The following is a 25,589-nucleotide window of genomic DNA, read 5'->3' as shown; positions in this document are numbered from 1 at the left end:
GCGAATGAGTGTCAGACGGGAAGCTCGAACCAGACGGCGACACCGTCGCCGGTGTCGATGCCGGTGACACCGCCGTGGAGGCGGACCACCTCGGCCACGATCGCGAGACCCAGGCCGAAGCCACCCGCGTACGTCCGTGCCGCGTCCGCCCGCCAGAACCGCTCGAACGCCCGTCCCGCCGCCTCGGCCGTCATCCCGGGGCCCTGATCGGCGACCGTGACCCGGACGCGGTCGCCGTTCGCGCACACCGTGATCCGCGCGGGGGTGCCGGGCGGGGTGTGTGCGCGGACGTTGCCAAGCAGGTTGGCCAGAACCCGGCGCAGGGTGCCCTCGTCGCCGACGACCGTCACCGGGGCGGTGATCAGCACGGTCAGCGGACGATCCGGTTCGGCGGCGCGGGCGTGGGTGACCGCGTCGTGGACGAGCACGGCCAGGTCGACCGGTTCGCGCCGGGCCGGCGGCTCGGACTCCAGCCGGGCCAGGTAGAGCAGCCCGTCGATGAGCACGCCCATCCGGCCGGACGCCTCCTCGAGGCGGTGCAGCACGTCGGGCCGGGCGGCCAGGTCGACCGCGCCGCCGCGGATCAGCTGGAGGTAGCCGCTGATCGAGGTGAGCGGGGTGCGCAGCTCGTGCGACGCGTCCGCCACGAAGGTGCGCATCACGGCCATGCTGGTCTGAATCCGGGTGAGCATGCCGTCGACCGCCACCGAGAGCCGGCCCACCTCGGTCCGGGCCGCGGGGCTGCCCGGTTCCGGGGCACCGACCCGCCGGTCCAGGTCGCCGTCGGCGATCGCTCCGGCGGTGGCGGCGATCTCCTCGAGCGGGCGCAGCCGGCGAATCACCAGCCAGCGGGCCAGTACGGTGAGCAGCGTCAGCACCGTGACGGCGGTGAACGCGGCGGTCGCGGCGAGCCGGGTGACGGCGTCCCGGACCGGGGCCAGCGGCAGGCCGACCAGCACCGTCCCGTTGACGCCCCGAACGACCCGGACCCGGTAGGCGCCACGCACGGTCTGCGGGCCCGGCACGGCGGGATCGGCGCTGTCCAGCAGCGGTTCGGCCGGCAGCGGGGTGCCGCCGGCCAGCCGGACCGTGAGCCCGTCGGTGCTGCGGAACTCGACCAGGTAGTCGGTGACGGGCGGCGCCGAGCGCGGGCCCGGTTCGGGCAACGGCACGGCCCCCTGCCGGACCAGGGCCACCGCCGCGGCTAGCTGGTCGTCGATGCGCTCCAGCAGGTAGGAGCGGAGCACCAGCGCCGCGGTCAGCCAGGTGATCGCCAGTGCCACAGCGGTCAGCCCGGTCATCCCGGCGACCAGCGAGAACCTGAGAGTCCGGGCGGGGGCAACGGTGGGCCGGTCATCGACGACCAGGGCGTGCGCGCTCATGGTGCCGTCATGAGAGCACGCTCGGTTGAGAAATGGTTGAGAGCCGGAGGTCAATGCTCCCGGCGCTGGCGCGCGATCAGGGTGATGGCGATGACGGTGGCGAACACGTCAACCGTGATGATCAGACCCGGCCACCCGAACAGCATCATCAGCGGCGGGACCAGGACGAACAGGGCGACGCAGAGGGCGAAGACGATGGGGAACCGGACCTCGGACTCCGGCGCGGCCATCCGCGCGGCGAACTCGGGGTCGGCTTCGAGCTCGGTCTCCAGCTCGGCGAGGGTGCGCCGATCATCATCGCTCAGCATCGATTTCCCCTCCAGGCCCGCCTGATACCCGGCTGACGCGCGTCTAAACCGGCTGGAACAGGGAATTCAGGTGACATGAAAAATCAGCGCGAGCCGGAAGAGAAGAAGCCCGAGGACATGCCCCGCCATCCGGCGGCGCATCCCCTGGCCGAGGCGGACCGTGAGCTCGTCCCGCCCGATGAGCCGCTCACCCCTGCCGCGGGACCAGACCCGAGGGGCCGAGGAGGGCGGTGAGCAGGGCGGTCCGTTCGGCCATGCCGTCGGCCGACACCCATTCGGTACGGGCGTGCGCACCGCCACCGCGGGGCGCCAGCCCGTCCACGGTCGGCCGCCCGAGCGCGCCGGTGGTGTTGGTGTCGGCCGCACCGTCGGCCGGCCGGCCGTCCAGGGTCTGCCCGAGGCCGGTCGCGATGCCCCGGATCCGGTCCAGCAGCTCGGCCCCGGCGTGGTCGGGCCGCCAGGTGGGCCGGTGCGACAGCAGCCGCGCCGACACGGCCGCCCGTTCCCGGACCGGCCGCAGCGCCCGCAGCTCGCCGAGCAGCGCCTCCTCGTCGGCCGGGTCGGAGAACCGCAGCCCCAGGTCGGCGTGCGCCCGGCCGGCCACCACGTTGGTCCGGCCGCCGCCGGCGATCGTCCCGGTGTTCAGCAGCACCGGCCGCCGGGCCACCACCGCCCGGAAGCGGATCAGCTGGTCGACCAGCTCGTCGATGGCGTTGGCCCCGGCGTCCGGGTCCAGTGCGGCGTGCGCCTCCACCCCGGTCACCTCGATCCGGGCCCGGGTGCTGCCCCGGCGGCCCGTCTTCAGGTCGCCGCCCGGGTGCGGCGGCTCCAGGCCGAGCACCATCGCGGCCCGCCCGGCCTCGGCGCGCACCAGATCCCCGGCGCTCGGCGAGCCGATCTCCTCGTCGGCGACGACGATCACCCGTACCTCCGGATGGTCTTGATCCTTGATCCGGGCCGCCGCGGCGAGCAGCGCGACGAGACCGGCCTTGGTGTCGTAGACGCCGGGGCCGCGCACCACATCACCCTCCACCGACCAGGGCATGGCGGCGAGCGTGCCGACCGGCCACACGGTGTCGTAGTGGGACAGCAGCAGGATCGGCGGACCGGCGACGCCGCGGGCGGGCAGGCTCCAGAGCAGGTGGTCGCCGGTCGGGTGCGGCTCGCGGGCGGTCGTGAAACCGGCCCGCCCGGCGTCCGCCTCCAGCGTCTCGGCCAGGGTGGCCAGCGACCGGGCATCCCCGGTGGGTGACTCGAGGACCGTGTACCGGTGCAGTGCTTCGAGCTCGGGTGACGGCATATGCGAACGCTAAGTTCCCGTCACATCGTTGTCAACGAGCGATGATGTTGCGAGGATGTCGCTTATACGTTCCCTATCTTTACCCGGAGGTGCGGCATGGAGCTGTCGGTGCGGGAGCTCGACGGGCTCGCCGAGTGGACTGCGGCGGCCCGCCTCTACCGGTCGGTCTTCGGCTACGAGGAGCCGGAGTACGGGGTGAGCCCCCGCCTGCTGGCCGCCCTCCGGGAGAACTCCGGCTCGGTGATCGGCGCCCTCGGCCCGTCCGGCGAGGTCGTCGGCTTCTGCTACGGCTTCTCCGCGGTCGACGGCGGCGAGCTCTACCACTACTCGCAGGCCGCCGTCGTCGCGCCCGAGGCCCAGAGCCTCGGCGTCGGCCGCCGGCTCAAACAGGCGCAGGCAGAGGTGGCGCGCGGCACGGGGGCGCGCACCATGCGGTGGACCTTCGATCCGTACGCGCTGCGCAACGCCCACTTCAACCTGGCCGTGCTGGGCGCCACCGGGGTCCGGTTCATGCCCGGCTACTACGGCGGCGACACCGACCGGATCCTGGTCAGCTGGGACCTGTGGCACGCCCGCAAGTCCGGCGTCCCGGGCCCGCCCGTGCAGACCCCGGCCGACCCGCGGTTCGCCGCGCCGTCGCTGTCCGACCGGGCCCGGCTGCGCGCGAGCCTCCAGGAGCGGTTCGCGTCCGGCGGCCGTCTGGTCGGCGTCGCCCGGGTGCCGGGGGCCACGGACCGGGTCGTCTACACGTTCGAGAATGCCGAACTGTGACGACCCGGCGCTCCACCCCGTCCGAGCGGTTCGACCGCAACGTGCAGCGCCGCTCCGCCCAGGTGCTCAAACAGCGTGTCCTGGAGCAACAGCGCACCGAGTTCGAGAAGGCCCTGGCCTGGGCCGCCGAACAGGACGCCATCGAACGGGCCGCCGCCCTGATCGTGTCGGCCCGCCGGCGCTACCTGATCGGGCACGGCAAGTCGCTCAGCTACGCCTCGATGCTGGCGGTCGACCTGAGCGCCGGGCTGTCCGGCGTGCACCTGGTCGACGGCGCCTCGGCCCGGCCGCTCGACGTGCTCAGCGACATCCGGCAGGGCGACCTGCTGATCGCCGTGTCCATGTCCCGCTACCGCCGGGAGACCGTGGACGTGGCGTCGGCGTACGTGCGGCGCGGCGGCGACCTGGTGCTGATCACCGACGCCGACGACACCCCGCTGTCCTCCCATGCGACGGCCGGCATCGTGATCGGCGCCGAGAGCGCGTCGTACGCGAACTCGCCCACCTCGGTCGTGCTCGCCCTGCATCTGCTCGCCACCCTGACCATCGCCAGCTCCAAGGGGGCCGGCCGCCGCCTGCGCGACCGCGACGACCTCGCCGCGGAACTGGGCCTGTACACCGAAGACACGGAAGAGACATGATCCGGATCGAGAAGGTGGAGCTGCGCCGGGTCCGGTTGCCGCTCGTGCACCGGTTCCAGACCAGCTCCCACGCCAAACGGGAGCTGGAGCACATCCTCGTCACGCTCACCGGTTCGGACGGGGCGGTCGGCTGGGGTGAGATCGCCTCGCCGAGCGGCCCGTTCTACTCCGCCGAGACGGTGGACAGCTGCTGGGCGGTGGCCCGTACGTTCCTGGCGCCGCTCGTGCTCGCCGCCCGGTGGGAGCATCCGTCCGAGCTGGCGGCCGCGATGGCGAAGGTGCGGGGGAACCATTTCGCGCGGGCCGGGTTCGACATGGCGGGCTGGGCACTGTGGTCGCGCGCGATGGGCGTACCCCTCTCGAAAGGTCTCGGGGGTGAGCGGGCGAAGGTCGAAGCCGGTGTGTCGCTCGGCATCGAGCCCACCATCGACGACCTGCTCGCCCAGGTCGAGGCCCGGGTGGCCGAGGGGTACCGGCGGGTGAAGCTGAAGATCGCGCCGGGCTGGGACGTCGAGCCGGTCCGCGCGGTCCGTGCCGCCTTCCCGTCCGTGCCGGTGCATGTGGACGCCAACGGTGCGTATCCGGACTCCGAGGTGACCGTCTTCGCGGAGCTCGATGATCTCGGGCTGCTGATGATCGAGCAGCCCTACGCGCCGCGTGCCCTGGTGGCGCACGCCTCGCTCCAAGAAAGGATCGCGACGCCGATCTGCCTGGACGAGTCGGTCGAGGAGGTGGACGACCTGGTCACCGCGCTGCGGCTGGGCGCCGGGCGGATCCTCAACATCAAGGTCTCCCGGATGGGCGGGCTCACCCCCGCGGTCCGCGCCCACGATCTCGCCGTCGCCCACGACATGCCGGTGTGGTGCGGCGGCATGCACGAGTTCGGGATCGGCCGGGCCGCGAACGTGGCGCTCAGCTCGCTGCCCGGCTTCACCCTGCCGTCGGACGTCTCCGGTTCGGACAAGTACTACGCCCGGGACGTCACCACCGACCCGGTCGTCTGCGACGGCGGGTTCGTCGAGGTGCCCTCCGCGCCCGGTCTGGGCTGGGAGGCCGACCTCGACTTCCTCGAATCGCGGACGACCGGCCGGGAGACGGTCAGCCCTTGATGCCGTGGACCGCCGGCACGGTGAGCGTGCGCAACGCCTTCGTGCCACCCAGCACGATCCTGCGGAGCGCGGTGTTGTTGCCGGTGGTCAGCTCGCCCAGACGGTTGCTGGGGTTCGCCTTCACCTGGATCCAGTAGGTGCCGTTCGGCAGGTTCGTGATGTCGAACGACTGGCCGGGCCGGTCCTGGGTGTAGGTGTCGCCGTTGCCGATGTCCAGCACCTCACGCACCGCCACCACGGTGTTCGCCCCGCACGAGGTCTCCAGCGAGGTGTTCTCCGGCCGCCACTTCGCGCCCGCGATGGTGTAGTCGACCGCGTCCGTGTTGGCCAGGCAGAACGCCTCCTTGCCGCTGCGCACCGCCAGCTTCTTGTCACTCCTCAGCAGCGTGTACTGCGCGAAGTCGGTGAAGTGCCAGTGCTTGTGGCCCTCCCGGTCGTCCCACTCCATGGTGCCGGCCGGCCGGGACCCGACCTGCTTGCCCTTGGCGTCGAAGAAGTACTGGTAAGCGTCCATCAGATCCGTTCCGGTACGCCGGAAGCCGTCGACCACCAGCGGGGACGTGCCGGCGTTCCAGACCGTGGCGCCGAAATTCACGTACGTCTTCCCGTCCTCCTGGGAGAGGGCGATGCCCCAGGCCGGCAGCGACCGCAGATCAGGCTTCGGACCCGCCTTCGGCGCCGCCTTGAGGACCGTGGGCCGGCTCGCCGCCGCGCGGAACTCGGGCAGCCGGTCGGAGACCTGACCGTGCGCCTCGTGGCCGCCGGCCAGCGACCTGTCCGCGTCCGGCTCGACCTCGACGACGTTCAGCGCCACCTTGGCGGTGGCGCTCTTCGCCGGGATGCCGAACACCTTCCGGTACGCCGGATTCACCGTCGCCGTGGCCGTGTACTTCCCGGCCTTCAGGTTCTTCAGCGTGACCGCCGAACGCGGCTGGTCGGTGATCGCGGCGTTCCAGCCGGCCTGCACACCCCAGACCGCGCCCAGCGTGAACGGGTTCTCCCCGCCACACCCCATCGGGTACGGGTTGGTCGCCGGAGCGGTCGGCCGGGTGCGCGCCGACTGGTCCGAGTTTCCGCAGAACCCCGTCCGGTACGTCGCGACCGTCTTCCCCTTGGCGTCGGCGATCGTGATCGTGGTGAAGTCCTTCAGCCCGGTGAAGTCCCTGACCGTGCCGGCCGGAAGCCGCACCCAGGTGCGCTTGCCCTTCTTGACTACGCTGCGGTGCGCGACGATCGGCTTGTCGTAACCGGTCCTCCTGGCCCGGATCACCAGCGGATCCTTCCCGGCGATCACGTGCAGGCCCAGGTTGAGGGACAGATAGACGTCGTCGCCGTCGACGTACCGCTCCGCCGTCACCGTCCTGCTCGCGGCCACCAGCGTCAACGGGGACGGCACCGCCGCCGCCTCCGCCACGCCGGCGCTCGCCAGCACCACGGCACAGGCCGCGATGATCGCGATCGTCCTCTTCATGTTTTTCCTCCCCCTTGGAACGGCTTTGTGGCCATCCCACCCGCATTGCTGTCAAGCGCCGGTGAAGTGGGGGAGGTTGGCGTGAACCCGGGACGCCCGATGCGGGTCTTCGTCAGCCGCCGAAGGCGGCCTTCACCTCGGCCGGGGTGAGACCATGAGCCCGGAACCCGGTGGTCCCCGTGTCCAGCAACTCCCTGGCCGCGTTCCGGACCGCCCCGTAGGCCGCCCAGGCCAGCGCCCCGCCCACCGAGACCCGCCGGACCCCGAGCTTGCCCAGCTCCGGCACGCTGGGTGCGCCCGGCAGGGTGAGCACGTTCACCGGCGCCCGAACGGCGGCGACCACCCGCTCGATGTCCCCGGCGGCCTTCACCCCGGGCGCGAACAGCACGTCGGCCCCCGCATCCCGGTAGGCCACCAGCCGATCGATCGTGTCGTCGAGATCCCCGGCCCCGTAGAGGAAGTTCTCGGCGCGGGCGGTCACCACCACCCCGTGCCGCCGGGCGGCCTCCACCGCGGCCCCGACCCGCTCGACACTGACCGCCAGCGATTCCACCACCCCGGCCACCGGGTCGTAGTCCTCGATCGACAGCCCCGAAGCCCCGGCCTCCGCCAGCAGGTCCACGGTCTCCGCGATCCCCTCGGCGGTCTCCGCGAACAGCCGCTCCGAGTCCACACTCACCGGAACCCCGGCCCCCGCCGTCATCGCCGCGACATGGGCCACCAGCTCATCCCTGGTGACCTGCTGATCCAGCTTCCCCAGGGTGGCCGCCAGCCCCGACGACGTGGTGGCCAGGGCGAGGAAACCGGCCTCCTCCAGCACCCGGGCCGACCCCACGTCGAACGCGTTGGCGATCACGAAGGTCCCGGCCGTGTGCAGTTCCCGAAAGCGTTTCCGAAGCGAATCCATACCCGTCACCCTGGCACACGGTGGGAACGGAGGGTGAGGGGCCGGCTCCGCCCGGCGGCGGCGTTGCGGCCGGGAGGCCGCAGCGAGGCCGTGCGGCAGGGCGGAACGGTCCGGGGATGCGGTCGGGAACTGCGGGCGGCGTACCGATGAAGGGTCAACCGGCCGTGATCGACGTCGCCGTGATGACGCCCTCGGAGTCCGGGGTGCCCTCGACCGTGACCGGCAGTCCCGAGGTGAGGGTCTCCAGGCCGGCGGTCTGGCTGACCTTCACCGTGGTGGTGTCGCCGGTCCGGACGGTGACCGTCTGGCCGTTCGCGGTCGTGACGTAGAGGGTGTCGCCGTCGACGAGCTGAACGGTCCCGGTGGCGCCGCCCGCGGCGGGCGGCCCGGCCGGGTGGCCACCGGGACCACCGCTCGGCCCGCCCGCGTTCTGCGGGGAGGGCGCCGAAGTGCCCCAGCGTTCGTGGGCCTGGATGCCGGCGAGGAAGCCGCCGGCCAGCAGGACCACGCCGAGCAGGGCGATCGTGGTGCGGTTCCACCAGCGGCGTGGGGCGGCGGCGGCGAGTTCCTCGCCGAGGCCGGGCGGTAGCGGCAGGGCCTCGGTGTCGTGGCTGGTCACAGATTTCCTCATGGGTAGCGGAGGGCGTCGACCGGGCGCAGGCCGGCGGCACGGACGGCGGGCAGGCCGCCGAAGAAGATCCCGATCAGTACGGAGACGCCCAGGGCGAGCGCGACCGAACCGGGCATGATCACCGGCTGGACGCCGGCGATCGAGAAGTGGCTGCCGAGGTAGGCGACGGCCACGCCCAGACCTCCACCGATAACACTGAGCAGGGTGGCCTCGGCGAGGAACTGGGTGAGGATCACCCGGCGGGGCGCGCCCAGGGCCTTGCGGATGCCGATCTCGCGGGTTCGCTCGGTGACCGTGACCAGCATGATGTTGGTGATGCCGATGCCGCCGACGAGCAGGCTGACGGCGGCGACCGCGCCGAGCAGGGTGGTGAAGGCGCCGGCCGTCGCGGCCCGTGTCCCGGGCAGGTGGGAGGCGTTCAGCACGCGGTAGGAGCCGGGTTCCAGTTTCGTGTCGAGGATCGCTCTGACCTGCCCCTCGACGGTGTCGACCGGTGACGCGTCCCCGGCCTCGACGAGGATGGAGCTGAGCGGGCCGTACCCGGCGAGGACCTGCTGGACCGCGCTGATCGGGGCGACCGCCGTGTCGTCGGCGTCCCTCCTCTCCTTCAGAACGCCGATCACGCTGAACAGCGCCCCGCCGACGGTGACCCGCTGACCGACCGGGTCGGTGCCCGGGAACAGCTCCTCGGCGACGGTCCGCCCGATCACCACGACCCGGCGGGCCTGCGCCTCGTCGTCGGCCGTGAAGATCGCCCCGGTCTCGACCGGGGAGCCGGCGGCGGTGAACCAGCTGGGCACGGTGCCTATGAACGAGCCGCTCCGGTGCTCGGCTCCCTCCCAGGTGAGGGTGGCGGAGGTGTCGGCCACCGGGGAGACGGACCGTACGCCGGGGGCGAGCACCGGGTCGTCGAGGGACTCGGCGATCTCCATGGTGAGGCCGGTGCCCATGATCGTCACCGTGTCGGCGCCGAGCGCCCCGATCCGGGCGGTGACGGCCTGCGCGGAGCCGTTGCCGACGGCGACCAGCAGGACGACGGCGGCGACGCCGATCAGGATGCCGAGCACGGTGAGCAGGGACCGCGGTTTGTTGGCCCCGATGCCCCGGAACGCGGATCGGACGATCTCGGGGAAACTCATCTCAGGCCGCCGCCGCGTGCCGTCCGGCCGGCTCCTGCCGGGAGTCCTCGACGATCCGCCCGTCGAGCAGTGTGATCAGGCGGTCCGCGCGGGCGCCCACCCCGGCCTCATGCGTGATGATCACGATGGTCCGGCCGGCCGCGTTCAGCTCGTCGAACACCGACAGGAGCTCCTCGGTGGCGTGACTGTCCAGGTTGCCGGTGGGCTCGTCGGCCAGCAGCAGGGCCGGCTCGGTGACCAGCGCCCGGGCCACCGCGACGCGCTGCCGCTGCCCGCCGGAGAGCTGGTGCGGCTCGTGGTCGGCGAGGCCGGCGAGGCCGATCAGGTCGAGGGCGAACATGGCGCGGCGGCGCCGCTCGGCCGGCTTCATCCCGTGGTACGCCAGGGGCAGTTCGACGTTGGCCACCGCGCTGGTCCGGGGGATCAGGTTGAACGCCTGGAAGACGAATCCGATCCGCCGGTTGCGCACCAGGGCGAGCTGCGCGTCACTGAGCCGGCCGACATCCACCCCGTCCAGCAGGTAGCCGCCGGTGGTGGCGGTGTCCAGACAGCCCAGGATGTTCATGAGCGTCGACTTGCCGGAGCCGGACGAGCCCGTGACGGCCACGTACTCGCCCCGCTCCACCCGCAGGGTCACGCCGTCGAGGGCGCACACCTCGGTGGCGCCGGCACCGTAGACCCTGGTCAGGTTCCGCACGTCGAGAACGGGTGGCCCGGTCATCGCGGGCCCGGCGGTCCGCCGGCGAACCCGCCACGCCTGCCGGTGGTGGCCGCCGGCAGCACGACCCGCTCGCCCAGGGCCAGGCCCGAGGTGATCTGGTAGACGTCGTCGCCCTCCAGTCCCACCTCCACCTGCCGGATCTCCTGCCTGCGGTCGCCACCCAGGACGGTCACGGTCTTCCGGCCGCCGGTGCTGGTGACGGCCACCGAGTTGACCATGACGGCATTGTCCACGTTGCCGGTGACGACCGCGACCTTCACGGTCTGGCCGGGTTTGGCGCCCTCCGGCGGGTCCGGGAGGCTGACCGTCACGCCGTACGTCACCACGTCGTCCTCGCTGGTGGCGGTGGGGGCGACGGCGGTCACCGCGCCGGTGGTCTCGGCGCCCTGGAGCGCGTTCCAGGTGATGGTGGCGCTCTGACCCTCCTGGAGCTCGGTGGCGTCGGCCTCCGGGAAGGCGGCGGTGATCTGGAGCTTGTTCAGGTCGGCGAGGTCGACGAACCCGCTCTCGTCCGTGGTGCTCGACCCGCCCAGCGACCCGTTGACCGCGATCACCGTCCCGCCCATCGGCGCGGTCAGCTTCGTCCCGGCGACCGCGGCCTCCGCCTCGTCGACGGTCAGTTCGGCCTCGGTGACGGCGTCGGCCGCGGGGCCCGTGTCGGTGCCGGCATCCTCGGCACGGTCCACCGCGTCCTCGGCGGCCGCCAGGTCGGCCCGGGCCAGTTCCAGGTCGCGTTCGGCGCCGGTGGGGTCGACCCGGGCCAGCAGTGCGCCCGCGCCGACCCGGTCGCCGACCTTCACCTTGATCGAGGTGACCGTTCCGGGCGTGGTGAAGGTGGCGGTGGCGGTGGCGGCGCCGGCCACGGTGCCGTCCGCGGACACGGTCCGGGTGACCGTGCCCTCGGTGACGGTCACCGTCCGCACGCCTCCGGCGCTCGCCCGGGCCGTCCCCGAGCCGTCCCGCAGCAGGGTCCAGCTCCAGAGCCCGGCACCGACGATCAGCAGCACCAGCAGGGCGTTCACCACCGTGGTGGGACGGCGCAGCGCGTTCACACCGTCATCATGCCTTCCGGGCGGTTCGTGATCCGGTGTTCCACGGATTCCGCGATCACCGGAAACGTACGACCTGGTCGCCCTCGATGAGCCCGCCGGTTATCTCGGTGTACTCGTCGCCCCGCAACCCGAGCGTCACGGTGCGCTCGACCGGCTTCCCGCCGCTGCGCATCAGCACCGTGCCGGAGTCGCCGGAGACGTCGTGAACCGCGGTCGACGGCACCCGCAGCGCGCTGTCCACCTGGCCGGTACGAACCTCGACCTGGGCGCTCTGCCCGACCAGCAGGTCACTCGGCGGGTGGGCGACGGACAGCAGCACGCCGTACCGGACCAGGGTGCCGTCCGAGGTGCCGACCGGGTCGACCTGCACCACCTCGCCGGCGTACGTGCCGTCGGAACCGGCCGGTGTGATGGTGGCGGACTGGCCGGTCTCGAGGGCGACGGCGTCGGCCTCCGGGAACGCGGCGCGGACCCGCATGGCGTACGTGTCGGCCAGGCTCACGAAGGTGGACCCGCGCTGTACGTGGTCGCCGACGCTGCCCTCGACGGCGAGCACGGTGCCCGCGATCGGCGCCTTGAGGGTCGTGCCCTTGAGTGCCTCCTCGGCCTCCTCGACCCGGTGCGCGGCCCGGTGGACCTGCTGTTCGGCGGTGAGGACCGGATCGCCGCCGGTGTCCGGGTAGCCCCGGGTGGCGCACGGTCCGGCGGCCGCCGCCTTCGGCCGGGCGCAGGCGGTGGCGCTGGCCGTGGTGCTCACCGAGACGCTCCTCGCCTCGGTGAGCCGGCTCTGCGCCTCGGACAGGGCGGCCTCGGCATCGGTCACGTCGTCGGCCGCGCCGGCGCCGTCGAGCGCGGCGAGGGCCTGACCCTTGGTGACCCGGTTGCCGGGGCGTACCGACACCGACGCGACGGTGCCGTTCACCCCGAACGCCAGGCCGAGGGTGGCGGCGGGTTCGACCGTGCCGGTGGTCGCCACGACCCGGGTGACCTCGCCTCGGTCGGCTACCACGGTGGGGGCCGGTGTGACCGTATGGTTCCGCTGCACGGCCAGGATGATCCCGGCGGCCACGGCGCCCGCCACCACGAGGAGGGCGCCGATCCGCCGACCGTTTCGCCCCGTTTTCCTGCTCACACCGGTTGATTGTGGCTGTTCGCACCGGGATCCGCCGGGCTTTTACCGCTCCTGCTGCTCACCGGCGTACCGCCGCGGGATCGGGCCGGTGCGGCTCGCGGGTGAGCCGCCGGGACACCGACTCCATGCTGTCGCCCACCTCCCGCGCCCGCTCGTGCAGATCCCGCAGCACCGGCGCCGGGTCGCCGTGCGCGTGGTGGGCGCGATCCTCCAGGTCCGCGCAGAGCGCCGCGAACCGGTTCGCGCCCAGGGTGGCCGCCGACACCTTGAGGCCGTGCGCCAGCCGGGCCAGGTTGCGGGTGTCGCCGTCGGCCACCGCCCGGTCCATCCGGTCGAGCACACCGGGCAGGCGGTCGGCGAATCGGTGCATGATCCCGGCGAGACGGCGGCGCTCCGGCGCCCCGGCCTCCGGCCCGGCGATCACCTCGGCGCGGGCACGGATCATGTCCGGCTCGCTGTCGCGCGGTCCGGGTTCCACATCGGCGTACGGCTCCCCGGACCGCTCCGGCTGCTCCACCTCGTCCAAGTGCACCGTGACGGTGACCGTGGCGCCCTCCCCCGGGCGGTACTCCGTGGTGATCCCGCCGCCCATCGCCTCGGCCAGCCGCCCCGCCAGCAGCACCCCGGCGTCGCTGTGCCGCTCGGCCGGCACGCCCAGTCCGGTGTCGGCCACCGCGAACCGGATGGCCCCCTCGGTCTCCGACACGGTGACCGTGACGGTGCCGTGCCCGGTCCCGGCGACGGCCTGGCGCAGCAGCGCCGTCAGGATCCGGCGTACCCACCGCTCGTCACCGCCGGCCCACTCTGGGCAGCCCGGCGCGAGACGACCTTCCAGGTGCAGGGTCTTGGCCGCGGCCTCGGCGGCGACCGGTTCCAGCGCCCGCCGCACACAGTCGCGCAGCGAGAACGGCCGCCGCTCCAGAACCAGGTCACCGGCCTCGGCCGCGGCCAGGTCGAGCCGGTCGCCGACCACGGTGAGCAGCGCCGACCCGCTGGCGTGCACGGTCTCGGCCAGCGCCCGCTGCCGGGTGTCCAGGGGCGTCTCCAGCAGCAGGCCGGTCATGCCGGTGAGGGCGGTCATCGGCGTACGGATCTCCCGCCGCATCGCGTCCACGAACGCCGAACCGGCCGCATGCGCCGCGGCCGCCTCCGTCCTGGTCGCCGCACGGGCCGCCGCACCGGCGGCCAGCGACTCGTTCCAGGCGGTGGCCAGCTCGGCCAGCTCACGGGGACCGTCCACAGGCGCGGGCCGGGCACGGCGTGCGGCGGCGGCGATCTCCCCGGCGGTCCGGCCGCAGCGCCACACCAGCAGGCGACCGCCGATCAGGACCGCGAGCGCCGCCACCACCGACACCCAGACGATCAGCCACCGGTTGGTCCGCGAGACGGCGCCGAGTTCCCGCAGGCCGCGGTCGAGCCGCGTCTCCTCGTGCCGCCGCATCTCCTCGACGGCGGCCCGCATCCCCGCCACGTCCGGCCCCGGCGCACCCACCTGCGCCAACAACCGCTGGTGCACCGGATCGGCGCCGGCCACCTCGCCCAGTTCCGCGGCGCGCAGCCGTAACGCGTCCGCCGCGACCGGCTCCGCCTGAACGATCGCTCGCAGCTCCCCGATCCGGCCGAGCACCCGCTCGGAACGCAGAACCGCCGTCTGCGCCTGGAGGATCTCGTTGTTACGCAGAAACCCGGTGACCCCCACCAGCGCGACCGCCGCCAGCGCGACCGCGATCCCGAACCGGAGCAGGCGGCCCATCGTCCAGCCGGACGCCGACACGGCATTTACTCTAGGTAGCGATCAAGGAGGTTGTGGTGACTTCCGTCCTCGTGGTCGACGACGATCCGACCCTGCTGCGCCTCATCGAGACGGTGCTCCACTCGGCGGGCCTGGAGGTGGCGTCCCGCGACACCGGCGAGGCCGCCCTGCGCGCGGCCCACGCCCACCCGCCCGACTGCGCCGTCCTCGGCACGGGCCTCGACCACACCGCCGGGGCGATGTCCGCCGGCCGGCTCTGCCGCGCCATCCGCGCCGACCGGTGCACCGCCGACATCCCCATCCTGCTGCTCACCGAACAGGGCCGCGGGCTGGACGCCGCGGCCGCCTTCGACGCGGGCGCCGACGACTGTCTGGCCAGGCCCTTCACCGCCCAGGACCTCCTGGCCCGCGTCGAGACCCTCACCCTTCCTTGAAGCCCTCCCCGGTACGGCCTACGCCGTTCCCGACCGCAGCTCGGCTGGTCGGGCCAGGATTCAGGAGTCGAGGATGAGGACGTGCAGGTGGCGGGGGCCGTGGACGCCCTCGACCCGGTTCAGTTCGATGTCGCTGGTCGCCGAGGGCCCGCTGATCCAGGTCAGGGGGCGGCGCGGGTCGAGGCGGGCGATCGCGTCCGGCACCGAGGCGACCACCTGATCCGGGCGGAGCACGCAGACGTGCACGTCCGGCAGCAGGGTGATGATGCGCCGCCCCTGGTCGGGTGAGGCGTCCAGGACGATGGTCCCGGTCTCGGCGACGGCGACGGCCGCCGCGGTGAGCACGGCGCCGGCCGAGGCGATGCGGTCCGGCGCGAGGCCGTCGTCGGTGAGGGCACCCTCCGGGCGCCATTCCAGAGGCAGACCAGGGGGTACGAGCACCGCGCCCCCTTCCCCGGCGAGGCGCGCGGCGGTGGCCGCCACCTCGCCGGCGCTGACCCGGTAGACCTCGGCCTTGTAGTCGGCGAGCCGGTCGATCAGCACGTCGAGGTCCGCGGTATTGCTCCCGGCCGGCCGGTACTCCCGCGGCACCTCACCGACGACGGGCGCGTCCCGCAGGGCGGCCCGAATCCGGTCCAGGATCAACTCCCGGGAGGAACTCATCGCTGGGCCCACCAATCGCGGAAGGTCTGTTTCGGGAATTCGGGCAGGTCGCGCCCGGCCGTCCAGCCGGACAGCGGCGGCGGCAGGCCGCGCCCGCGCCGCCCCACGATCCGGGCCATCTTGGCCGCCCGCTGAGCCGACGCGTAGAGGCGCGGCCGGCTCATGGTGTAGGCGGCGGCCGCCATGGCCGCCCTCTCGGCCGGCGAGTGCGGCGCCTTGTTGCGCAGGTGCACCAGCATCGACGGAATATCGATCTTGACCGGGCAGGCGTCGAAGCAGGCCCCGCAGAGCGACGACGCGTACGGCAGGGACGCGTTGTCCTCGATGCCGGTGAGCTGCGGCGACAGCACCGCCCCGATCGGCCCCGGGTAGACCGACCCGTACGCGTGCCCGCCGGTCCGCTCGTAGACCGGGCACACGTTGAGGCAGGCCGAGCAGCGGATGCAGTGCAGCGCCTGCCGTCCCACGGTGTCGGCGAGGACCGCGCTGCGCCCGTTGTCGAGCAGCACCAGGTGGAAGTTCTGCGGCCCGTCGCCGGGGGTGACGCCGGTCCACATGGTGGTGTACGGGTTCATCCGCTCCCCGGTCGACGCCCGCGGCAGCAGTTGCAGGAAGACTTCCAGGTCACGCCAGGTGGGCAGCACCTTCTCGATGCCCATCACGGTGATCAGGGTGTCCGGCAGGGTGAGGCACATCCGCCCGTTGCCCTCGGATTCGACCACCCCGAGGGTGCCGGTGTCGGCGATGGCGAAGTTGGCCCCGCTGACCGCCACGGAGGTGGAGAGGAACGTCTCCCGCAGGTAGCGCCGGGCGGCCGCGGCCAGCACCGGTGGGTCGTCGGTCAGCGCGGGGTCGACCCCGGGCATGGCCCGCAGGAAGATCTCCCGGATCTCGGACCGGTTCCGGTGGATGGCCGGTACGAGGATGTGGCTGGGCTTGTCGTCGCCGAGCTGCACGATCAGTTCGGCGAGGTCGGTCTCGACCGGCGTGATCCCGGCGTCCTCCAGTGCCTCGTTGAGCCCGATCTCCTGGGTGGCCATCGACTTGACCTTGATGACCCGTTCGGAGCCGGTCTGCCGGACCAGGCCGGTGACGATCCGGTTGGCCTCGTTGGCGTCGGCGGCCCAGTGCACGACGCCACCGGCCCCGGTCACCCGGGCTTCCAGCTGGATCAGAAGCTCAGGGAGCCGGGACATCACGTCGGCCTTGATCGCCGATCCGGCGTCGCGCAGCCGCTGCCAGTCCGGCAGTTCGGCGATGACCCGGCCGGACTTGCCGCGGATCGTGGTGGTGGCGTGCCGCAGGTTGCGCCGCATCTGCGAGTTGCCGAGGGCGTCGTGTGCGGCGCGCGGGAACGGCTGGTCACCGCGGAGGTGCCCGACGCCGCGCGGCGCGGTGGCCGGCATCCCGAGAAAGGTGGTCATGAGGACTCCGTCGAGGCCAGGATCTCGGCGAGGTGGACGGTCCGCACCCCGGTACGCAGACGGGACAACCCGCCGCCGATGTGCATGAGGCAGGACGTGTCGCCGGCCGTGCACACGTCCGCCCCGGTGGACACGATGTTCGTCATCTTGTCGGCCAGCATGGCGGTGGACGTCTCCGCGTTCTTGAGCGCGAACGTGCCGCCGAACCCGCAGCACTGCTCCGCCGCGGGCAGCTCCACCAGGTCGAGTCCGCGGACCTGCCGCAGCAGCCGCAGCGGCTTGTCACCGACCCGGATCATCCGCAGCGAGTGGCAGGTCGGGTGGTAGGTGACCCGGTGCGGGTAGTAGGCCCCCACGTCCTCGACCTTCAGCACGTCGATGAGCAGCTCGGACAGCTCGTAGGTGCGGGCCGCCACGGACTCGCTGCGGGCGGCGAGCCCGGCGTCGCCGTAGGACGACGCGACCATGGCGTGCTGGTGACGGATCGATCCGGCGCAGGACCCCGACGGCACGACGATCACCTCGTACGGATCGAAGGTTTGCGCGTATCGCTTGACCAGCGGCAGCGCTTCCTTCTGATAGCCCGTGTTGATGTGCATCTGCCCGCAGCAGGTCTGTTCGAACGGGAACACCACCTCGTGCCCGAGCCGTTCGAGCAGCCGCACCGTGGCCTTGGCCGCCTCCGGGAAGAGCGTGTCGGCCAGGCAGGTGGCGAAGAGCGCGATCCGCACTTCTCACCTCCCCACTCGTACGGCCGCGGCGTCCCAGTCCTTCTCGGAGCCGCCCGGCGAGTAGCGCACGATGCGTTGAGTCTCGCGCACCAGGGCCCGCATCGCATCCGGTCCGCCCTCGACCACGCCCGCGGCACGGGCCTGCACCAGCAGGTTGCCGATGGCGGTGGCCTCGACCGGCCCGGCCAGCACCGGCAGCCCGCAGGCGTCCGCGGTCAGCTGACAGAGCAGTTCGTTGAGCGCGCCGCCGCCGACCAGGTGCACCACCGAGACGGACCGGCCGGCCAGTTCCTGGGCCTGGCGCAGCGCGCGCCGTTGCGCGAGCGCCAGGCTGTCCAGGATGCAGCGCACGATCGTCGCCCGGCTCGCGTCGGCCGGGAGCCCGGCCGCCTTGCGCAGCCGGCCCGCCATGTCGCCGGGTGGCAGGAACAGCGGATCGTCGAGGTCGACCACGTGGGCGAGACCCGGCTCGGCCGCCGCCGCTCGCAGCAGTTCGGGCAGGCCGGGCGAGTCCCACTCGCGCAGGCACTCCTGGAGGGGCCACAAGCCCATGACGTTGCGGAGGTAGCGGATCGTCCCGTCGACGCCGCCCTCGTTGGTGAAGTTCGCCTGGCGCGACTGCGGGCTCAGCACCGGCTGGTCCAGCTCCAGGCCGACCAGCGACCAGGTGCCACAGGAGATGTACGCGAAATCGGTCCCCGAGGCGGGCACGGCCACGACCGCGCTGGCCGTGTCGTGCGATCCGACCGCCACCACGGGCGTGCCCTCGTGGTACCCGATGGTCGACCCGGGATGCCGCACCGGCGGCAACAGCTCGGCGCGCAACCCCAGCTCACCGATCAGATCAAAGGCCCAGTCCCGGGTACGCACATCGAGCAGCCCGGTCGTGGAGGCGTTGGTGTACTCCGCGCCGATCTCCCCGGTCAGCCAGTAGGCCAGCAGGTCGGGGATGAGCAGGAACCGGCGGGCCATCCCGTACTGCACGGTCGGTTCCGCGGCGAGGAGCTGGTAGACCGTGTTGAACGGCAGGCGTTGCAGCCCACAGACGTCGTACAGTTCCCGGACCCGCTCGGCGACGCCGTCGGTGCGCCCGTCCCGGTAGTGGACCGGGTTGCCGAGCAGCGCCCCGTCGGCGTCGAGCAGCCCGTAGTCGACGGCCCACGAGTCGATGCCGATGCTGCCCACCGGCCCGGCGGCTCTCAGCCCGTCGAGCACCCCACGGTACAGCGACAGGATGTCCCAGTGCAGGGTGCCGCCGACGCGCACCGGCTCGTTCGGGAACCGGTGCACCACGTCGAGGCCGAGGCCGCCGTTGCCGAAGCGGCCGACCACGACGCGCCCACTGGACGCGCCCAGGTCGACGGCGGCGAAGGAGGAGCTCATCGCAGGAAGGCCGCGGCGACACCCGCGTCGACGGGGACGTGCAGGCCGGTGGTGTGGGTCAGGTCGCCGCCGGTTATCGCGAAGACCGCGCCGGCGATGTGCTCGGGCAGCACCTCACGCTTGAGCAGGGTCCGCTGCGCGTAGAACTCGCCGAGCTTCTCCTCCGGCACTCCGTAGACGGCGGCCCGGTCGGCGCCCCAGCCACCGGCGAAGATACCGGAGCCGCGGACCACCCCGTCCGGGTTGATGCCGTTGACCCGGATGCCGTACGGGCCCAGCTCGGCCGCCAGCAGCCGGACCTGGTGCGCCTGGTCGGCCTTGGCCGCGCCGTACGCCACGTTGTTGGGCCCCGCGAAGATCGAGTTCTTGCTGGAGATGTAGATGATGTCGCCGCCCATGCCCTGCGCGATCAGCACCCGCGCCGTCTCCCGCGACACCAGGAACGAGCCCTTCGCCATCACGTCGTGCTGGAGGTCCCAGTCCCGGGCCGTCGTGTCCAGCAGCGACTTCGACAGCGACAGTCCCGCGTTGTTGACCACGAGATCAACCCCACCGAAGGCCACAATCGCTTCCTGTACGGCGTTCGCGACGGCAACCTCGTCGGTGACGTCGAGGCTCACCGCCACCGCCACGTCCGGCCCGCCGATCTCGGCGGCCACCGTAGCGGCGGCCCCGGTGTCCCGGTCACTGACCACCACGCAGGCGCCCTCGGCCGCAAGACGCAGCGCGATCGCCCGGCCGATGCCCGAACCGGCGCCGGTGACCAGCGCGATCCGGGTGGCCAGCGGCTTCGGCTTCGGCATCCGCTGGAGCTTGGCCTCCTCCAGCGCCCAGTACTCGATCCGGAACTTCTCGGCCTCGTCGATCGGCGCGTACCGGGACACCGACTCGGCGCCGCGCATCACATTGATCGCGTTGACGTAGAACTCGCCGGCCACCCGGGCGGTCTGCTTGTTGGCCCCGAAGGAGAACATGCCCACGCCCGGAACCAGCACGATCGCCGGGTCGGCGCCACGGATCGCCGGGCTGTCCGCGGTGGCGTGCCGCTCGTAGTAGGCGCGGTAGTCCGCCCGGTACGCCTCGTGCAGCTCCCTGAGGCGGGCGATCACCTCGTCCAGCGGCGCGTCCGGCGCGGTGTCCACGACCAGTGGCTTCACCTTCGTCCGCAGGAAGTGGTCGGGGCAGGAGGTGCCGAGGGCGGCCAGTTCCGCCAGGCGCTCGGAGCCCACGAAGTCCAGCACCACGTCGCTGTCGGTGAAGTGCCCGACCTGGGGGCGGTCGGTGGAGGCGAGACCCCGGATCACCGGGAACAGTGCGGCGGCGCGCTCACGGCGTACGCCCGCTTCGAGGGGTTGACGAACCGTCGCGCCGAAGGGCGCGCTGCGGCCGTGCTCCGCGATGTAGGCCGCGGCGGTGTTGATGATCTCCTGCGAGTGGGCCTCGCACTCGTCGCTCGTCGCACCCCACGCGGTGATCCCGTGCCCGCCCAGGACGACCCCGATGGCCTGCGGGTTCGCCTGATGTGCGGCGGCGATGTCCAGGCCGAGCCGGAAGCCGGGCCGGCGCCAGTCCACCCAGAGGACCCGGTCGCCGAAGATCTCCTTGGTGAGCGCCGGGCCGTCGGCGGCGGTGGCGATCGCGATGCCCGCGTCCGGGTGCAGGTGGTCCACGTGCGGGGCGTCGACCAGGCCGTGCATGGCGGTGTCGATGCTGGGCGCGGCCCCACCCTTACCGTGCAGGCAGTAGTCGAAGGCGGCGACCATCTCGTCCTCACGGTCGATGCCCGGGTAGACGCCGGTGAGCGCGCGCAGCCGGTCGAGGCGCAGGACGGCCAGGCCCTTCTCGGTCAGCGTGCCGAGGTCGCCGCCGGAGCCCTTCACCCACACCAGGTCGACCGATTCACCGGTGACCGGGTCGGTGTCGGCGCCCTTGGCGGACGTGTTGCCACCGGCGTAGTTGGTGGTCCGCGGATCCGCGCCGAGGCGGTTCGAACGGGCGATGAGCTCGGAGACTACGGGGTTGGTCATGGAGGTCCGCTCTTCGTTCGGTGTGAAACGTTTCAGAGTTACCGGTAGATTACGGCGGCCACTCACCCCGGGTCAAGAGCCCCTACCGGCCTTCCACAAGCCGCTCGCGCACTCTCGGCCTCCGAACCGAGCGGCGGCAGTCTGCCCGGCCACCGAGCCCAGCCCGGCGGGCGGAGATCGGTGGGACACCCGGCATGTGCCGCCGCTCGCTCCGAGTGCGTGGTTACGGTTGCGGTTGCCAGGCATCCGGGCGCTACTCCCGGCCGTCACGCCGGTCGCGCCAGGTGGGTGGTGACGTCTGATGCCGGTCGCGCCACGGGAACCCGAGATCTTGGGCAAATCGTCGCCGGGCAGCGCGATCCTGGGCGATCGTGGCCGCCCGGGAGTCTTCTTGGGTGTTCGTGGTTCTACGTCAAGCGCCCGGTCGGGCGAATCGCCGAACGGGGCCGCCGGCCGCCGCACTGGGCCGAAATGGGTCCTTGGTCGGAATCAGGCGGCCATTACGCCCGCTTTGGATGCCAACGTTATGCGATCTTGAACGATTGGCCACCCACAGCGGTGGTAAATCGTTCAAGAACGCTCCGAAAACAGGCTCTCTGGCTACCTCGATCCTCCACATGAGCTGGTAACGGCGTCTCTCGCTCACGCGAGCTCCGGCTGGCCGGGATTTCGGAGGTGCGCGCACACGAAAGCCGTGACGTGGGCGGCCGTCGCGGCCATGTCCCACGTAGGCGACCACGACACTGCCGCCGTGTGCACCCACCCTTGTGTGAGCGCGACAGCCCGCACCGGGCGACCGGCCGAGAGCGGGCTGTCGCAGTGCCTGGCCGGCAAAACCGCAACTACCCGTGCCGGGCGGTCGGCGCAACGGCCGAGAGCAACCCGGAAACCGTGCCGGGCGGTCGGCGCAACGGCCGAGAACAACCCGGAAACCGTGCCGGACGGTCGGCGCAACGGCCGAGAGCAACCCGGAAACCGGGCCGGCGACACCGCGACCACCCGCCCAGCGTGACCAAACGGCCGTGAGCGGCGGCAGGCGAGGGTGACAGCGACTGGGCCGGCCCGCCCGGGCAGCGATCTCAGCCCGGCGGGCGCGGCACAGGCGGGAGTGGGCAGCGAGATCGCGCCGCACCGACGGGACGGTCCACGTTGGGCGGGGCGGCGTCACGCGTACCGGACAAGAGGTTGAAAGCCGGCGGCGCGTCGATCACCGGGACACCCGGCCGCCGTGCCAGGAGCGCCACAGGGCGGCGTAGGGGCCGTCCGCGGCGACCAGGTCGTCGTGGCGGCCCAGTTCGATGATGCGGCCGTCGTCCATGACGGCGACCCGGTCGGCGTCGTGGGCGGTCTGGAGGCGGTGGGCGATCGCGATGACGGTGCGTTCGTGCAGGACGGCGGCCAGGGCGCGTTCGGCGGTCCGGGCGGCGGTCGGGTCGAGCAGCGCGGTCGCCTCGTCGAGGATGACCGTGTGCGGGTCGGCGAGCACCACCCGGGCCAGCGCCAACTGCTGGGCCTGCGCGCCGTCGAGAGGGTGTTCGCCGAGGTCGCGGTCGAGGTCGTCGGCCCAGTCGGCGCCGACCGTGCGCAGTGCCTCACGCAGCCGCTCGTCGGGGGCGGCGACCATCAGGTTGGCGCGCAGCGTGTCCTGGAAGACGTGGTGTTCCTGGGTCACCAGGACGACGTGGCGGCGTAGTTCGTCCGGTGGCAGGTCGGCGATCGGGACGCCGCCGACCGTGACGGTGCCGGAGGTGGGCCGGTCGACACCGGCGATGAGGCGGCCCAGGGTGGACTTTCCGGCGCCGGAGAGGCCGACGAGGGCGAGGCGCTCGCCGGGACGGACGGTCAGGGCGACGTCGTGCAGCACGTCACGGCCCTGGTCGTACGCGTACCGAACGTTGCTGATCTCGATCCGCTCGCTGTCGGGCGCGCGTTCGTCCGGTGGGGGTGGCGCCGGCACCGAGCCGAGGCCCTCGATGCGGGCGAAGGACGCGGCGCCGGCCTGCAACTGGTCGAGGAAGATCAGGATGCCGTCCAGCGGGCCGACCAGCTGCCGCAGGTAGAGCACGGCCGCGGCCACGGTGCCGATGCTGACCCGGCCGTCGATGTGCATCAGGCCGCCCAGGGTGAGCACGAGGACCGCCGGGATCGCGTACGACGACTCGGCCAGCGGGAAGAACACGCTGCGCAGCCCGAGCGTGAACAGTCTCGTGCGCCGGGTCCCGGCGATCGCCTCGTCGCCGGCCGCGATCCGCCGTGCGTGCAGGCCGAACGCCTCGATGGTGCGGGCGCCGCCGGTGGTGTTGGCGAGTTCGTCGGCGAGCCGGGAGGTGGCCTCGCCCTCGGTGAGGTACGCGTCGCGGGCCCGCCGCAGGAACCACCGTGTCACGAACCAGATCCCGGAGAACCCGATCACACCGACCAGGCCGAGCAGCGGGTCGAGCACCACGACCGCCACGATCAGGAAGACGATCTGCACGACGCCCACGAAGATCGGCGGAAGCAGATCGCGCAGCGCGTTGGCCACGATGTCGACGTCGGTGCTGCCGCGGGCCGCGAGGTCACCGGCGGGCACCCGTTCGGCCACGGCGGCGGGCAGGGCGAGCACCCGCCGCAGGAACGTCTCCCGGATCCGGGCCGCGGTGCGTTCGCCGAACCGGTAGGCGGCGGCCAGCGCGTACCGGGCGAGCAGGGTCTGGGCCAGGGCGCACAGGAGCACGGCGGCGGCCAGCCGGTCCACCTGACCGGCCCCGCCGCCCGCGGACACCGTGTCGATGACCCGGCCCAGCAGCGCCGGCCCGCCGAGCCCCGCCACGGCGGCCAGCGAAGCGACGGTGAGGAACACGGCGACGGCCTTGGCGTCCGCCCTGATCAGCCGCCGGGCGGCGCGGGCCACGTCGCGGCGGGAGGCGACCGGCAGCAGGGTTCTCATTCGTCGCCGCCGAAGGCGCGGGTGACCAGCGCCCGGTAGCCGGGTTCGGATCTCAGCAGCTCGGCGTGGGTGCCGGTGGCGGCGACCCGTCCGCCGACCAGGTAGTGCACGGTGTCGGCGCGATCCAGCAGCACCGGCGAGGTGGTGGCCAGGACGGTGCCGCGGCCGGCGCGGGCGGCGCTGAGCCGGTCGGCGATCGCGGCCTCCGTGTGCGCGTCGACGGCCGAGGTGGGTTCGGCGGCGAGCAGCATCTCCGGGTCGGCGTAGAGGGCACGGGCCAGCCGGACCCGCTGCCGCTGCCCGCCGGACAGGTTGCGCCCGCCCCAGTCGACCGGCCGGTCCAGGTCGGCGCCGACGTCGTGGGCGACCGCGATGTCCAGGGCCCGGCGGACCCGGTCGTCGTCCGGCTCGCCGGGGCCGGCGACCACCTCGCGCAGCGGGCCGGCGAACAGGTGGGCGTCGTGGTCGGCGACCAGGATCCGGGCCCGGATCTCCGGTTGGGCGATGCCGGCGAGCGGCCGGCCGCCCCAGGTGGCGTCGCCGGCCCGGTAGCGGCCGAGGCGTTCCAGGACGGCCGCCGAGTCGGCCGGGCGGTCCGAGGCGAGGGCGGTCAGCCGGCCGGGTTCGGCGCACACCCCGGACTCCGGGTCGTGCAGGACGGCCGGGCCCTCCGGGGCGGGTCCGCCGGCCGGGTCGTCGGTGGGCAGGCGCAGGAAGTCGGTGACCCGGCGGGCCGCGATCACACCGCGGGTGACGTCGAACCCGACGAAGATGAACACGCTTACCGGGATGACCAGCACGGCGGTGTAGCCGTACACCGCCACCAGCTGGCCGGGGGTCAGCCCGCCGCCGACCGCGAGCCGGGCGGCCAGCCAGATCACCACCGCCAGGTAGACCACCGGGAGGCCCTCGCCGAGCGCGCCGATCCAGCTGGACGGGCCGCCGACCCGGTAGCCGACGTCGCGCAGCCCGGCCGACTCCCGCGCGTACCGCGCCTGGTGCGCCTCCTTGCCGCCCAGGCCGTTGAGCACGCGCAGGCCGCCGACCACGTCGACGAGCCGTCCGTTGAGCCGGCCCTGGTGCTCGCGGTAGTGGCCGCCGGCCCGCTGGGTGCGGCGCAGCAGCGGGCCGATGACCAGCGCCAGCACCGGCACACCGGCCACCACGACGAGGGCGAGCAGCCCGGAGACCCGCTGGAGCAGGAACGCGATCACGCCGACCGCGACGACCGAGGCCACCCCGACGCCGCCCGCGTTCATCGCCCGGCCGACCGTCCACACGTCGGAGATGCCGATGGTGACCACCTCGCCGGTGGTGACCCGGCGGGGCAGGGCCGCACCGAGCCGGGTGGCGTGGGTCATCACCAGGTCTGCGGTGCGCAGCGCGGCGGCCAGCCGCAGCTTCGTCATGCTGCGGTGCCGCATGATCCCCAGGCCGGCGCTGGTCACCCCGACGATCAGCACCACCGCGGCCCAGGCGAGCAGCACACCGGGGCGGCGCGGCGCGAGGCCGCGGTCGATCGCCTGCGAGATGAGGTACGGCGTGACGGCCAGACTGACGAACCACAGTGTCCCGAACAGCGCGCCGAGCGCGACCCGCCCCTTCACCTGCCGAGCCAGCCACCACAGATACCGCACCGGGCCACGCGCATCCACCACGCCGACATGCTGCCGAAAACCGC

At 72.9% G+C, this 25,589-nt stretch carries 22 protein-coding genes; 4 read left to right on the top strand and 18 right to left on the bottom strand.

The genetic code is table 11. The features are described 5' to 3' along the window. Positions 1-11: 11 nt before the first annotated feature. The 3 genes from KZ829_RS11890 to KZ829_RS11880 all read right to left on the bottom strand — a co-directional run bounded on the left by KZ829_RS11890 (position 12) and on the right by KZ829_RS11880 (position 2,990). On the bottom strand, positions 12-1,382 hold the full coding sequence (locus tag KZ829_RS11890) for a sensor histidine kinase (RefSeq protein WP_220143903.1): 1,371 nt from the start codon (positions 1,380-1,382) through the stop codon (positions 12-14). Positions 1,383-1,432: 50 nt separating this feature from the next. Beyond that, positions 1,433-1,690 (bottom strand): DUF3040 domain-containing protein, encoded by a 258-nt coding sequence (locus KZ829_RS11885; RefSeq protein WP_220143902.1) that lies wholly within the window; start codon positions 1,688-1,690, stop codon positions 1,433-1,435. Between the two features lie 187 nt (positions 1,691-1,877). After that, positions 1,878-2,990, bottom strand: coding sequence for a M20/M25/M40 family metallo-hydrolase (locus KZ829_RS11880; RefSeq protein ID WP_220143901.1), 1,113 nt, complete (start codon positions 2,988-2,990; stop codon positions 1,878-1,880). 96 nt (positions 2,991-3,086) lie between these two features. On the opposite strand from KZ829_RS11880, the gene KZ829_RS11875 reads away from it, so the two are divergent. Genes KZ829_RS11875 through menC form a run of 3 tightly spaced genes read left to right on the top strand, consistent with a single transcriptional unit; the run spans position 3,087 to position 5,511 of the window. Further along, on the top strand, positions 3,087-3,761 hold the full coding sequence (locus KZ829_RS11875) for a GNAT family N-acetyltransferase (RefSeq protein ID WP_220143900.1): 675 nt from the start codon (positions 3,087-3,089) through the stop codon (positions 3,759-3,761). Further along, positions 3,758-4,402, top strand: a complete 645-nt coding sequence (locus KZ829_RS11870; RefSeq protein ID WP_220143899.1) for a MurR/RpiR family transcriptional regulator — start codon at positions 3,758-3,760, stop codon at positions 4,400-4,402. Before KZ829_RS11875 ends, KZ829_RS11870 begins: the two co-directional genes overlap by 4 nt. Continuing rightward, positions 4,399-5,511 carry an o-succinylbenzoate synthase gene (gene menC, locus KZ829_RS11865; protein WP_220143898.1) on the top strand — a complete coding sequence of 371 codons (1,113 nt, stop codon included), beginning with the start codon at positions 4,399-4,401 and terminating at the stop codon, positions 5,509-5,511. The genes KZ829_RS11870 and menC overlap by 4 nt, the downstream gene beginning before the upstream one ends. On the opposite strand, the gene KZ829_RS11860 is transcribed toward menC, so the two are convergent. From KZ829_RS11860 to KZ829_RS11825, 8 genes are all read right to left on the bottom strand, one after another. Then, entirely contained in the window at positions 5,501-6,982 is a 1,482-nt protein-coding gene (locus KZ829_RS11860) for a lysyl oxidase family protein (protein ID WP_220143897.1), read from the bottom strand. The genes menC and KZ829_RS11860 overlap by 11 nt on opposite strands. 112 nt (positions 6,983-7,094) lie before the next feature. Continuing rightward, positions 7,095-7,889 (bottom strand): isocitrate lyase/PEP mutase family protein, encoded by a 795-nt coding sequence (locus KZ829_RS11855; RefSeq protein WP_220143896.1) that lies wholly within the window; start codon positions 7,887-7,889, stop codon positions 7,095-7,097. 154 nt (positions 7,890-8,043) lie between these two features. Next, positions 8,044-8,508: a DUF5666 domain-containing protein gene (locus KZ829_RS11850; RefSeq protein ID WP_308285442.1), complete on the bottom strand. Its 465-nt coding sequence runs from the start codon at positions 8,506-8,508 to the stop codon at positions 8,044-8,046. An 8-nt stretch (positions 8,509-8,516) separates the two neighbouring features. After that, positions 8,517-9,659, bottom strand: coding sequence for an ABC transporter permease (locus KZ829_RS11845; RefSeq protein ID WP_220143894.1), 1,143 nt, complete (start codon positions 9,657-9,659; stop codon positions 8,517-8,519). A gap of 1 nt (position 9,660) precedes the next feature. Next, positions 9,661-10,380, bottom strand: a complete 720-nt coding sequence (locus tag KZ829_RS11840) for an ABC transporter ATP-binding protein (RefSeq protein ID WP_220143893.1) — start codon at positions 10,378-10,380, stop codon at positions 9,661-9,663. Continuing rightward, positions 10,377-11,432: an efflux RND transporter periplasmic adaptor subunit gene (locus KZ829_RS11835; RefSeq protein WP_308285441.1), complete on the bottom strand. Its 1,056-nt coding sequence runs from the start codon at positions 11,430-11,432 to the stop codon at positions 10,377-10,379. The genes KZ829_RS11840 and KZ829_RS11835 overlap by 4 nt, the downstream gene beginning before the upstream one ends. Before the next feature lie 55 nt (positions 11,433-11,487). Further along, the gene (locus KZ829_RS11830; RefSeq protein ID WP_220143892.1) at positions 11,488-12,564 is read right to left on the bottom strand and encodes an efflux RND transporter periplasmic adaptor subunit; all 1,077 of its coding nucleotides are present in this window, start codon (positions 12,562-12,564) and stop codon (positions 11,488-11,490) included. A gap of 58 nt (positions 12,565-12,622) precedes the next feature. After that, a complete protein-coding gene (locus KZ829_RS11825) occupies positions 12,623-14,338 on the bottom strand; it encodes an Hpt domain-containing protein (protein WP_308285440.1) in 1,716 nt (571 codons plus the stop codon). A 35-nt stretch (positions 14,339-14,373) separates the two neighbouring features. Between KZ829_RS11825 and KZ829_RS11820 the strand changes: the two genes are divergently transcribed. Continuing rightward, positions 14,374-14,751: a response regulator gene (locus KZ829_RS11820; protein ID WP_220143891.1), complete on the top strand. Its 378-nt coding sequence runs from the start codon at positions 14,374-14,376 to the stop codon at positions 14,749-14,751. A 60-nt stretch (positions 14,752-14,811) separates the two neighbouring features. On the opposite strand, the gene KZ829_RS11815 is transcribed toward KZ829_RS11820, so the two are convergent. The 7 genes from KZ829_RS11815 to KZ829_RS11785 all read right to left on the bottom strand — a co-directional run bounded on the left by KZ829_RS11815 (position 14,812) and on the right by KZ829_RS11785 (position 25,563). After that, positions 14,812-15,414, bottom strand: coding sequence for a LutC/YkgG family protein (locus KZ829_RS11815; RefSeq protein WP_220143890.1), 603 nt, complete (start codon positions 15,412-15,414; stop codon positions 14,812-14,814). Then, a complete protein-coding gene (locus tag KZ829_RS11810) occupies positions 15,411-16,838 on the bottom strand; it encodes a LutB/LldF family L-lactate oxidation iron-sulfur protein (RefSeq protein WP_220143889.1) in 1,428 nt (475 codons plus the stop codon). Before KZ829_RS11810 ends, KZ829_RS11815 begins: the two co-directional genes overlap by 4 nt. Further along, positions 16,835-17,569 (bottom strand): (Fe-S)-binding protein, encoded by a 735-nt coding sequence (locus KZ829_RS11805; protein ID WP_220143888.1) that lies wholly within the window; start codon positions 17,567-17,569, stop codon positions 16,835-16,837. The genes KZ829_RS11810 and KZ829_RS11805 overlap by 4 nt, the downstream gene beginning before the upstream one ends. Positions 17,570-17,572: 3 nt before the next feature. Next, positions 17,573-18,952, bottom strand: a complete 1,380-nt coding sequence (locus KZ829_RS11800; protein WP_220143887.1) for a rhamnulokinase — start codon at positions 18,950-18,952, stop codon at positions 17,573-17,575. Continuing rightward, complete coding sequence (locus KZ829_RS11795; protein ID WP_220143886.1) at positions 18,949-20,979, bottom strand: bifunctional aldolase/short-chain dehydrogenase; 2,031 nt, start codon at positions 20,977-20,979, stop codon at positions 18,949-18,951. The genes KZ829_RS11800 and KZ829_RS11795 overlap by 4 nt, the downstream gene beginning before the upstream one ends. Before the next feature lie 1,207 nt (positions 20,980-22,186). Continuing rightward, positions 22,187-23,908 (bottom strand): ABC transporter ATP-binding protein, encoded by a 1,722-nt coding sequence (locus tag KZ829_RS11790; protein WP_220143885.1) that lies wholly within the window; start codon positions 23,906-23,908, stop codon positions 22,187-22,189. Beyond that, positions 23,905-25,563: an ABC transporter ATP-binding protein gene (locus KZ829_RS11785; protein ID WP_308285450.1), complete on the bottom strand. Its 1,659-nt coding sequence runs from the start codon at positions 25,561-25,563 to the stop codon at positions 23,905-23,907. The genes KZ829_RS11790 and KZ829_RS11785 overlap by 4 nt, the downstream gene beginning before the upstream one ends. Between the last annotated feature and the right edge of the window lie 26 nt (positions 25,564-25,589).

The organism is Actinoplanes hulinensis, assembly GCF_019429605.1.
GTDB lineage: Bacteria > Actinomycetota > Actinomycetes > Mycobacteriales > Micromonosporaceae > Actinoplanes > Actinoplanes campanulatus.
This window is presented reverse-complemented; position numbering and strand designations above follow the sequence as displayed.